Source organism: Negativicoccus succinicivorans (assembly GCF_018373335.1).
GTDB classification, from domain to species: Bacteria; Bacillota; Negativicutes; order Veillonellales; family Negativicoccaceae; genus Negativicoccus; species Negativicoccus succinicivorans_A.
This window is the reverse complement of the sequence record NZ_JAHAHH010000044.1, coordinates 1-11161: the sequence shown is the minus strand read 5'-3', so window position 1 is coordinate 11161 and position 11161 is coordinate 1. Positions and strand designations below refer to the sequence as shown.

Annotated in this window: 12 protein-coding genes; 10 read left to right on the top strand and 2 right to left on the bottom strand. The window is 49.0% G+C overall.

Going from position 1 to position 11161, the window contains the following annotated elements; genetic code table 11:
• The 7 genes from leuS to KH813_RS04420 form a co-directional block, all read left to right on the top strand.
• Positions 1-2080: leucine--tRNA ligase (gene leuS / locus KH813_RS04450; protein WP_303993741.1), on the top strand; the 2080-nt coding region annotated here is incomplete at its 5' end.
• 117 nt (positions 2081-2197) lie between these two features.
• Complete coding sequence (gene nrdR / locus KH813_RS04445; protein ID WP_303993738.1) at positions 2198-2683, top strand: transcriptional regulator NrdR; 486 nt, start codon at positions 2198-2200, stop codon at positions 2681-2683.
• Entirely contained in the window at positions 2680-3753 is a 1074-nt protein-coding gene (locus tag KH813_RS04440) for a dipeptidase (RefSeq protein ID WP_303993735.1), read from the top strand. Before nrdR ends, KH813_RS04440 begins: the two co-directional genes overlap by 4 nt.
• Entirely contained in the window at positions 3753-4316 is a 564-nt protein-coding gene (locus KH813_RS04435) for an SIS domain-containing protein (protein WP_303993733.1), read from the top strand. Before KH813_RS04440 ends, KH813_RS04435 begins: the two co-directional genes overlap by 1 nt.
• Entirely contained in the window at positions 4300-5763 is a 1464-nt protein-coding gene (rfaE1, locus tag KH813_RS04430) for a D-glycero-beta-D-manno-heptose-7-phosphate kinase (RefSeq protein ID WP_303993731.1), read from the top strand. The genes KH813_RS04435 and rfaE1 overlap by 17 nt, the downstream gene beginning before the upstream one ends.
• A 1-nt stretch (position 5764) precedes the next feature.
• Complete coding sequence (locus KH813_RS04425; RefSeq protein ID WP_303993728.1) at positions 5765-6280, top strand: HAD family hydrolase; 516 nt, start codon at positions 5765-5767, stop codon at positions 6278-6280.
• Complete coding sequence (locus tag KH813_RS04420; protein WP_303993725.1) at positions 6271-7311, top strand: glycosyltransferase family 9 protein; 1041 nt, start codon at positions 6271-6273, stop codon at positions 7309-7311. Before KH813_RS04425 ends, KH813_RS04420 begins: the two co-directional genes overlap by 10 nt.
• 11 nt (positions 7312-7322) lie before the next feature.
• Here KH813_RS04420 and KH813_RS04415 read toward each other — a convergent pair whose 3' ends face one another.
• Positions 7323-8684 carry an MATE family efflux transporter gene (locus tag KH813_RS04415; RefSeq protein ID WP_303993722.1) on the bottom strand — a complete coding sequence of 454 codons (1362 nt, stop codon included), beginning with the start codon at positions 8682-8684 and terminating at the stop codon, positions 7323-7325.
• Positions 8685-8846: 162 nt separating this feature from the next.
• Here KH813_RS04415 and KH813_RS04410 point away from each other — a divergent pair, with 162 nt between their 5' ends.
• Genes KH813_RS04410 through KH813_RS04400 form a run of 3 tightly spaced genes read left to right on the top strand, consistent with a single transcriptional unit; the run spans position 8847 to position 10910 of the window.
• Positions 8847-9941 (top strand): efflux RND transporter periplasmic adaptor subunit, encoded by a 1095-nt coding sequence (locus KH813_RS04410; protein ID WP_303993721.1) that lies wholly within the window; start codon positions 8847-8849, stop codon positions 9939-9941.
• 8 nt (positions 9942-9949) lie between these two features.
• A complete protein-coding gene (locus tag KH813_RS04405; RefSeq protein WP_303993718.1) occupies positions 9950-10648 on the top strand; it encodes an ABC transporter ATP-binding protein in 699 nt (232 codons plus the stop codon).
• Entirely contained in the window at positions 10641-10910 is a 270-nt protein-coding gene (locus KH813_RS04400; RefSeq protein ID WP_303993715.1) for an ABC transporter permease, read from the top strand. Before KH813_RS04405 ends, KH813_RS04400 begins: the two co-directional genes overlap by 8 nt.
• Here KH813_RS04400 and KH813_RS06875 read toward each other — a convergent pair.
• Complete coding sequence (locus KH813_RS06875) at positions 10806-11087, bottom strand: FtsW/RodA/SpoVE family cell cycle protein (RefSeq protein ID WP_369694435.1); 282 nt, start codon at positions 11085-11087, stop codon at positions 10806-10808. The two genes, KH813_RS04400 and KH813_RS06875, sit on opposite strands and share 105 nt — an antisense overlap.
• Positions 11088-11161: the final 74 nt, after the last annotated feature.

Here is an 11161-nt window from a genome sequence, read left to right as displayed (position 1 = left end):
GGGCTACTATCGGTTCACGCAGGAGCTGTTTTTGCTCTTCATGGAGCGCGGTCTTGCGTATAAAAAAGAAGCGAAAGTCAACTGGTGTGAACATTGCGGTACCGTACTGGCGAATGAACAGGTAGTGGACGGCTGCTGCTGGCGTTGTGATACGCCGGTAATAAAGAAAAATCTTTCGCAATGGTTCTTAAAAATCACTTCGTATGCGGATCGCTTATTGAATGATCTGGATCTCCTTAAGGGTTGGCCGGAACGCGTTAAAACGATGCAAAAAAATTGGATCGGTCGCAGCGAAGGTACCGAGTTTGAATTCGGTGTGAAAGAGTTGCCGGAGGAAACCATCTCCGTATATACCACACGTGTCGATACTGTGTACGGTGTTTCCTACGTAGTGTTAGCGCCGGAACATCCGTTAGTCGAGAAAATTATTGAAGGCAAAAAAGAAGCTGATGCCGTTCGCCAATTCGTCGAAGAAATGCGAAACGTCAACGAGCTCGACCGTACTTCGGAAGATGTCGAAAAAGTCGGCCTTTTTACCGGCGGTTATGCGATTCATCCCTTAACCGGTGAAGAGGTGCCGATTTGGGTGGCCAATTATGTATTGGTGGACTACGGTACCGGTGCTGTGATGGGCGTACCGGGGCATGATGAACGTGACTTTCTTTTTGCCCGCAAATATAATTTGCCGATCCATGTTGTCGTAACCGACGGCACATCGGATACGATACCTGAAAAACTTGATGATGCTTATACGGAAGACGGTGTTTTGATCAATAGCGGTGAATTTAACGGTTTAACCAGCGCAGAGGCTCGTCGCAAGATTACGGGAAAAATGCAGGAACAAGGAATCGGCGAAGCGCATGTCAACTACCGGTTGCGTGATTGGCTGATCTCCCGTCAACGGTATTGGGGCGTGCCGATTCCGGTCGTCTATTGTCCGCACTGCGGCATGGTGCCCGTGCCCAAGGAAGATTTGCCGGTACGTTTGCCGACCGATGTGGACTTCAATAGTAAGGCGGCGGTATCTCCGCTGGAAACGAATGAAGAATTTTTGTTTACAGCGTGTCCGAAGTGTGGTAAAAAAGCTCGTCGCGAAACCGATACGATGGATACGTTCATTGACTCTTCGTGGTATTTCTTGCGCTATACGGATCCGCAAAACGACCGGGAACCGTTCAGTAAAGATAAGGCCAATTACTGGATGAATGTCGATCAGTATATCGGCGGCATTGAACATGCGATCTTGCATCTTTTATACTCCCGCTTCTTTACGAAAGTATTGCACGACGCCGGCATGACGGAAGCGGTTGAACCGTTTGATAAACTGCTGACGCAAGGCATGGTGTTAAAAGACGGCAGCAAGATGTCCAAGTCAAAAGGCAATGTGGTTTCGCCGGAAGAATTGGTCGCTCAGTACGGTGCCGATACGGCACGGCTATTTACTCTTTTTGCCGCTCCGCCCGAACGCGATTTGGAATGGAGCGATCGCGGCGTAGAAGGAGCATTCCGCTTTTTGAATCGTGTTTGGCGCATTGTGGGGCGTTACCTGGAACTGCCGACACAAGAGCGCGAATTGACTTCCGAAGATAAGGATTTACGTCGCGAGACTCATCGGGTGCTCGAAAAAGTGACGAGCGATTTAGACGGTCGCTACAATTTCAATACTGCCATCAGCGCGATCATGGAATTGGTAAATGCTTTGCATGATTACGCGGAGCGGGTACAGGATATTCCCGACAGTTTACGCCGTGAAGTACTGCGTAACTTAGTGATCTTGCTGGCGCCGTTTACGCCGCATATCGCTGAAGAGTTATGGCAGGCGCTGGGGGAACCGGAAAAGAGCGTGCATGAGGCGCCTTGGCCGGAAGTGGACCCGACGGCATTGGTGGTGGCTGAAGTGGAACTTGCCGTGCAGGTGAATGGCAAGGTTCGAGCTACTATTCAGGTGGGAGTGGACGCTACGAAAGAAGAAATTGAAGCGAAGGCGCTTGCTCATGAGAGAGTGCAGGAATTTATCGACGGTAAACCGATTCGTAAAGTGATCGTTGTGCCGCAAAAAATTGTTAACATAGTGGTTTAAAAAATAGCGGCAGGAACTATACCTGCCGCTATTTTTGGTATGCATGCTATAATAAATACGATATCTGGACATTCATTAACGAAAGCATTGTCCCATATGGGTAAAGGGGGAACCAAAATGAAATGCCCATTTTGTCAACATGCTGATACAAAAGTAACCGACTCGCGGGTGACAGACGATGGAAATGCCATTCGTCGTCGTCGGGAGTGCTTGTCCTGCCATCGACGCTTTACCACTTATGAATTGGTCGAAGAAGCGCCGCTGATGGTGATTAAGCGTGACGGTCATCGAGAAATGTTTGACGGTGATAAACTGTTACGCGGATTGATGCGCGCTTGCGAAAAACGGGAAGTCAGTGTGGAGCAAATGAAGGAATTGGTGGCTTCTGTGGAGCGGGAACTGCGCAATCGTCTGGTGCAGGAAATTTCCTCGGAAGAATTGGGTGAAGTGGTTTTGGCGAAGCTAAGCGATCTGGATCCGGTGGCGTATATTCGTTTCGCATCCGTTTACCGTCGGTTCAGCGGTTTGAAGGATTTTATGGCGGAACTGGAAACGTTGATGGCCAAAGAGGAACGGAAAGAAAGAGAGGATGAGTCGAAATGATCATCGATTTACATTGTGATACATTGATGAAACTGCTGGATGTACCTGCCGGTGGCGATTTACATAAAAATGTTTGGAATATCGACTTGGAGAAGTTGCAAAAGTCAGATTATTTGTTGCAGGATTTTGCGATTTTTGTAGATCTTGAAGAACATCCCGATGCGTATGTTCGCTATGGCGAAATGCGGGATACATTTTTGGCGAACGTCAAAAAATATGGTGATAAAGTACGCCAGGTTCGCACTCTTGCAGATCTGGAAGCCTGCCGTCATGATCACATCATCGGCGCATTGCTTTCCGTAGAAGAGGGCGGTGTTTTTGGCGGCGACTTGCAAAAACTGAAAAAGGCGTTTACTGAGGACGGTGTCCGGCTTGTCACATTGACTTGGAACTATGAAAATGAATTGGCGTTTCCGAACGGTACGGAAGGCAAGGATAAAGGCCTTAAAGAACGCGGGTGGGAATTTGTCGAATGGATGCAGGCAAACGGCATGATCGTCGATACGAGCCATTTGAACGATCAAGGTACGAGAGAATTGTTGGAACGCGCCGAAAAGCCTGTGATGGCTTCCCACTCCAATGCGCGTGCCGTTTTTTCACACCCCCGCAATTTGCCGGATGATTTATTGCGTGCATTTGGGGAAAAAGGCGGTGTCATCGGCTTAAACTTCTCGCGAAATTTTGTCGGTTCGAAGCCGATTACAGATCCTTCCGAAGTGAATAATCCGAAAATTCTTTTGGCGCCGCTGACGACAGAAGAATATCATCAGGTGGCGATCGGCGAACGACCGATTCCGGCACCTCAATTAGATACGCCGCTATTGGTTTCCAAGGCGTCGGATATTGCCCGCCATGCTCGATATATCGCTGACATGGCAGGAATCGAAACGGTCGCGTTGGGAACGGATTTTGACGGTATCCAGCCTTACCTTGAAATTCATGATGCTTCCGAAATGGATAAATTGTTTACAGCACTGGAAAAAGAAGGATTCTCCGCGGACGATATTGACCATATCAGTCACAAAAATGCCATGCGCTTCTTTAACGACACACTGCCGGCAGGTAAATAATGGATATCGCCAATGCACTTCATGAGCATATAGAAGTCGCCCGGTCTTATCAGGAGCATGCGAATGAAATAGCACAAAGCGGAGAAATCATTTGCCATGCTTTGCAGCGCGGGCGGAAAATCTTATTTTGCGGTAACGGCGGTTCGGCGGCGGATGCGCAACACTTGGCAGCTGAACTGATTGTGCGTTACCACGATGAACGTTGTGCGTTGCCGGCGATCGCGTTGACCACGGACACTTCAATTTTGACCGCCGCCGCGAACGACTACGGTTACGAAGACGTATTTGCCCGTCAAGTAGCGGCTTTGGGGCAAAAGGGAGATGTATTGGTGGCGATTTCCACGAGCGGCCACAGCCCCAATGTACTGAAAGCAATCGAGATCGCACGAACCAACGGGCTTACAATTATCGGTTTGACGGGGGCCCAAGGTAACGAAATGGATACGTGCTGTGACTTGGTGCTGCATGTGCCGAGCGATGTGACAGCCCGTGTGCAGGAGATGCATATTTTAACGGGACATATTTGGTGTGAAATGGTGGATGAATATGCGCACGAATGGTGAGCGTTTTTTCCGTTCATTAGATGCTTTACGTATTGTTGTGGTCGGTGATGTCATGTTGGATCGCTACCTGTTCGGTCAGGTAGCGCGCATTTCGCCGGAGGCGCCGGTGCCGGTGCATCGTATCGAAAAAACGGAACGACGTTTGGGCGGTGCTGCTAACGTCGCCGCCAATTTGCGCGGATTGGGGTGTCCTGTACGCTTGATCAGTGCTGTCGGTGATGATAGCGCGGCCGATGAATTTTGTGAGGTCTTACGTGCGAACGACATCGACGACAGCGGCATATTGACGGATGCAGCCTTACAGACGACGACAAAAACACGCGTGATCGGTGTACAACAACAAATGCTGCGGATTGATCAGGAACGGATTCAGGATATTTCGGAACGTACCGTTTCCCGCATCTGTGAGCAGATTGCAAGGGAAATTGCAAAAGGTTGTGCGGCCTTAGTGATTTCTGACTACGGCAAAGGAATTTGTACGGAATCACTTTGTCAAAAAGTAATTCAAATTAGCCGTGATGCGAAAGTACCGGTTCTGGTAGATCCGAAACAGGCGGATTGGTCTCGCTACCGTAATGCCACCCTTGTGACACCGAATTTGAAAGAATTAAGCGAAGCCTACGGAACAACGATTGCGAATCACGAACGCGAAATAAAAACGGCTGCGCTTGCCTTGATGAAAAAGTCGGGGGTGCAGCAAGTAGCTGTAACACGTTCTGCCAAAGGCATTCTTTGGGTGGATAATGAATCACACAGTTTTCAGCATCCGGCGTTGGCGCGGGAAGTATATGACGTTTCCGGGGCGGGCGATACGGTGGTAGCCGTGCTTGCTGCGGCGATAGGAGCCCAATTACCGCGGCGTTTTGCGCTGCATTTGGCGAACTGTGCCGCCGGCGTAGTGGTTGGCAAAGTGGGGACGTATGCGATTTCGCAATCGGAACTGGTAGCTTCATTGAATGATAATGTCCATCGGGATGTTGCCGTATTGACACTGTCTGAGCTTGCACAAACGGTAAAAGCATGGCGTGATGCGGGTGATTCCATTGTTTTTACCAACGGCTGCTTTGATTTGATTCATCGCGGACATTTGACGTATTTGGATGAAGCGGCGGAATTGGGAGACCATTTGATCGTCGGCGTCAATTCGGATGCCTCGATACGACGCTTAAAAGGAAGCTTGCGGCCCATTGTTTCGGAGGAAGATAGGGCTTACCACTTAGCGGCGCTACGTGCGGTGGACGCAGTGGTTATTTTTGACGAGGATACTCCGTATGAGCTGATTCAGGAGATTCGTCCCGACGTATTGGTCAAAGGCGGCGATTACTCGCCGGACGATGTCGTCGGCAAAGAATTCGCCGATCGCGTACAAATTATTCCCTTTGTGGAGGGATACTCTACAACCAAGCTTATTGCTACTATTGTCAGTCGAAATAAAGGAGTTCATTAAATTGTCACAACGAGCAATATTTTTAGACCGCGACGGAGTAATCAACGTTGATCACGGTTATGTGAGCCGTCCGGACGAAGTGGAATTTATTCCCGGAGCGCGGGAAATGATTGCCGAACTGAGCCGACAAGACTGGTTGATTTTCGTTGTGACGAATCAAAGCGGTGTAGCGCGCGGCATGTACACGGAAGATGATGTGCAGGCTTTACACCGCTGGCTGAACGAAGAGTTTGCCAAAGCGGGCGGAAAAGTAACCGAATTTTTCTATTGTCCGCATCTCTTACATGCCAAAGTAAAAGAGTATGACGTGGATTGCGTTTGCCGGAAACCGCGGCCGGGCATGATTATTCAGGCGCTCAGTAAGCACCGTATCGCACGAGAAGATGCGTTTTTGATCGGTGACAGTGAACGGGATGTGGCGGCCGCCGAACGCGCGGGTATTCGCGGATTTTTATTTACCGGTGGTAATGTGCAGGAATTTATGCATGAGTGTGTACGGGACCTTCAATGGAATTAAATTTGCCGCAAGCACGTATCTTAATTATTAAAATGAGCTCGCTCGGCGATATTATTTGCGCGTTGCCGGCACTGTTTGCGTTGCGTAAGAAGTATCCGCACTCGCATATTACTTGGGCGGTTCATCAGGCATTCAAAGATATTTTGCCGGGTACTCCTTATTTGGACGATAAAGTGGTGATTAACCGGAATCGTCTTCGCCAGCCTTCCTATTGGCGTGAATTGTATAGAGAATTACAGGAGCGCTCGTTTGATCTGGTATTGGATTTGCAGATGCTTGCTAAGAGCGCTTTGGTGGCGCGGTTGAGCGGCGCAAAAGCGCGTTATGGATATTGGGAGGCGCGCGAAGGAAGCGGACTGGTAAGCCAGCCGATTGTCGGCGTCCATCAATATGGTCATATCACGGAGCGTTTATTGGACGTGGTGGAATATTTCGGGGCGGATATCGACCGGATTGCGTATCCTTTGTGTGACATCAGTGATGCCGAAGTCACGTTGCGGCAAAAGTTACAGGCTTTGGGCGTGACCGATGAATATATTGTGATTGCGCCGAGTAGTCGCGGGGCGGGAAAAGATTGGCCGGAAATGTCCTGGCGGGAACTGATCGGTCAGATAACTGCTGACGGCCGGCATGTCGTCATTGCCGGAAGCGCCGTTGACACTCCGCTGGCGCAACGCTTGGTCGAGGGAGACCGAACGAAAAGAACGGCAGATCTGACAGGACAAACGAGCTTGCGTGAACTGCTGGCGTTGGAGAAACATGCGCACATGCATATTTCCGGCGATACGGGTCCTCTTCATATTGCCAACGCATACGGCACGTCTATCATCGGTTTATACGGTCCGACGCGTCCGGAACGCAGCGGTCCGTTTCGCAATCCTCAGGGAGATTATGTGACGGCGCAACATGCGCAAGATGCCGATTTGCAGATTAAAAAAAATCGCAATATTGCGATGAGTTCAATCCCGGTAGAAGATGTGATTACATTGTATCGTCAGAAAATAAACAAAGAACAAAAAAAGAGACCGTAACGGTCTCTTTTTTAATGAGCGGTTTTGATTTTATGCCGGTTGCGATTGAGATAGATGAGACGTACGTTGTAGGCAACAGAAACAGCAAGCAAGCCGCAAATAATACCGATCCAATAACCGTATGGCCCTAAACTCATATAGCGGGATAGGAAAATGCCTAAGGTCAGACCGATGCACCAATAGCATAATAATGAAACGATAAATACGAAGCGCACGTCTTTATAACCGCGCAGCGCGCCCTGAATCGGTACGCCGGTAGCATCTGCAAAGGTAAACATCAAGGCATACACCATAAAACTTGCAGTGAGTGCAATCATTTGCGGATCATTGGTATAAAGACCGGCGATCGAATTGAAGTTAAAGAAGGCGAGAATAAATAAAATAGCCGCCACGCTAATCGTAAAACCTTGTGCCATGCGGGCGTACCGTAAAGCAAAATCAAAGCGTTTGGCACCGAGTTCAAACCCGCATAAAATCGTAGCGGCAATACCGGCGGAAAGAGGAAGTGAGTAGAGCACATTGGAAAAGTTATTGGCGGCATTATGAGCGGCAATAATCTGTGTGCCATAGCTCGTGATTAAAAGTCCGACGATAGAAAACAAGGAAATTTCCAAAAAGTTGGCGCCGCCGATTGGTAAGCCGATCTTCAGCTGCTCCTTCCATCTTGCGAAATGAAGACCTTCCCATTCCTTGAAAATACGATAATGGGAAAAGGGCGGCAAGAAAAGCATGACGAAGAAAAAGAGCAAACAGTTCATACTGTTGGAAATCGCAATTGCCAGTCCCGCTCCGGCACCGCCCAATGCAGGAATGCTGCCATAGCCGTCAATAAACACATAGTTCAGAATAATATTCAGGAAAAAACCTGTCGTCATAATTGAAAGAGAAATACGAGTATAACCGTGAGCATCGACTACATTACGTAGTGTGACAGAAATAAAACAGGGGATAATTCCGTAGGCGATAAATGTTAAGAAACCCTGTGTAACCTTGCGTACAGCTGGTTCCAGTCCCAAGTTATCAAGCATCGAGGGAAGAAGAAAGCTCCCCATGCAAATAGTTACTAAACCGATAGTTATGGAAAGATAGACACCTTGCCGCACAATGGAAGATATATTTCCTGTTTGATTGGCGCCCAAAAGCTGGGAAATAATTGGTGTAAGGCTCATGAAAAGGCCGATTGAAGTCATTAACACCGGTACCCATAAATTCACACCGACCGCCGCACCGGCAAGATCCACAGTACTATGCCGACCGGCTACCGTAGCGGCAAAAAAACCTCCGGCTACAAGGGATAATTGAGTTAAGAAAAGCGGTATCCAAATAGAAAAAAATTGCCGCCACATTTGGCGGGGTTGGTCAAGATGTTGCATGATGCCTCCTTTGAGTAGAAATATTATATCATATAACAGCACCGATTTTATTATGTAGGGGGAGATACTGCGAACCTGTTATTGCTAATACAAAGATCGTACTATGCTATAATAAAAGGACAAAAGAGGCATCCATGTGACTTCGATAAAGCGAGGGAAATGATGAATCGAAACGAATTTTGGCAGACTCATAAACGTAAAATTGTTTGGGGATTGCTTTTTTTATTGCTTGTATTGGCCGGGCTTTGGTGGTGGATACATCGGACGGCGGAAAGCAAAGAGTCCTATGTGTTGGGGCAGGTCACCACAGGTTCAATTGCCAGCTCGATTGACGCGACAGGCGCGATCGAACCGGTTAATGAAGTAAAGCTGAGCGCCAACATTTCGGGTACGTTAACGCAGGTGCTTGTGAAAGAAAATCAGGAGGTCCATGAAGGTGACGTGCTGGCGGTCATTTCTGCAAAGTCGGCGGAAAGTCAGTTAAGTCAGGCGGAAAGCATTTTAGACAATAAGCGAAGTTTTTACGAACGGTACCGGCAATTGTATTCCGAGGGAGCAATTTCCTATCAGCAATTGGCGGATGCGAAAATGAACTATGAAACAGCGCAGGCGACCTACAATAAAGCGCAAGCGGATATGTCCGACACGACGATTATCGCGCCGATGGACGGCGTAGTGATCGGTGAACCGATGAAGGTGGGCGAGACGGTAGCGCAGGGTTTGTCTAATCAGATGATCATTGTGAAAGTTGCCGACCTTTCTGCCATGCAGATTCGTCTTTTGGTGGATGAAACAGACATCGGTCAGGTCCGGGCAGGACAAAATGTAACATTTACGGTTGACGCCTATCCGAATCGGAAATTCCACGGGCATGTGACGGACATTTCTCGTACGCCGGCTTCGAGCGGAAACTCCTCCGGTGCAGCGGTTATTTACTATACGGTATACGTGGCTGTTAACAGCGATGAAATCAGTGCATTGTATCCGTCTATGACAGCGCGTGCGATCATTGCTGCTGAAACGAAGGATCAGGTCGTGTTGGTGCCGATCACGGCGCTGCGCAGCGATGTGAACGGCCAATATGTATATAAAAAAGCGGGCGATAAGCTGGAAAAAACACCGGTAGTGATCGGTATTGTTACAGATACTCAGGCGGAAGTTGTCTCCGGCCTTAACGCCGATGATACCATTGTGACCAGCGGTAGTGTCAGCGAGGATAAAGCGGGTAATTCGGTAACGCATCATCCGCGAATTTAGGTGAAATGATGAGTGTTCCTGTAATAGCGTTAAAAAATATTGTTAAAAACTATCGCCTGGGAAAAGAGGAAGTACCGGTACTGAAAGGAATATCCCTTTCCGTAGAGCGCGGTGAATTTTTATCGATTATGGGACCTTCGGGTTCGGGCAAGTCGACCTTGATGAATATCTTAGGATGTTTGGATCGTCCGACCTCCGGCTCGTATGAATTGGACGGCGAAGAAGTTGCACAACTATCCGATGATCAATTGGCGCAAACGCGCAATCAAAAAATCGGATTTGTATTTCAGAGCTTTAACTTGCTCACTAAGTTATCGACTTTGGAAAATGTAAAATTACCGATGATTTATGCGGGCACACCGGAACCGGAACGAACGGAATACGCACGCGAACTATTGACGCAACTGGGGCTGGGCGAGCGTCTGCATCATTTACCGACGGAACTTTCCGGCGGTCAACGGCAACGCGTCGCCATCGCTCGCGCCTTGGTCAATCACCCTGCGATTATTATGGCTGATGAGCCGACGGGGAACTTGGACAGCAAATCCGGCGCGGAAGTTATGGAAATTTTTACGGAGCTTCATCGCCAAGGTCGGACGATTCTTCTGGTTACTCATGAGGCGGATATTGCCGCTTACGCGCAATCCCATATTGTGTTGCGGGACGGAATCGTGACGCAGGAACGGATGGTAGCCGACAATGCGTAGTATGTTCTGGGAGAATTTACAAATCGCCTGGCAGGCTTTGGTTCGTAATAAAATGAGATCCCTTTTAACGATGCTGGGGATTATCATCGGGGTAGCCTCCGTGATTGCTCTGGTTTCGATCGGCCAAGGCGTTCAAAAAGATACGGAAGATCGGTTTTCAAAACTCGGATCGAATCTCTTGATTGTTATACCGGGAGCGCCGCGCACGCCGGGAACAAGGCGGCCTGCGCGGAGGGCGGCGCGACGCGTCGGATATGCGTAGCAGTAGGGCCACGGAGATCCACGAGGCAACCATGGACGAGCCACCTTGCGCGAGGAAGGGCGCGGTGAGGCCCGTGAGTGGAATCAGGCGGGTGATGCCGCCGAGTACTACGAATAGTTGGAGTCCGAGCGAGAAGCTGATACCGGTGGCAAGTAGTTTGCCAAATCCGTCGCGCAATTCGCTAAAACCTGGGCGGGACGACCAGTAGGTGTTCCATGTCTTCTTATAGCCGCCGCGGCGGAAAGGATTCT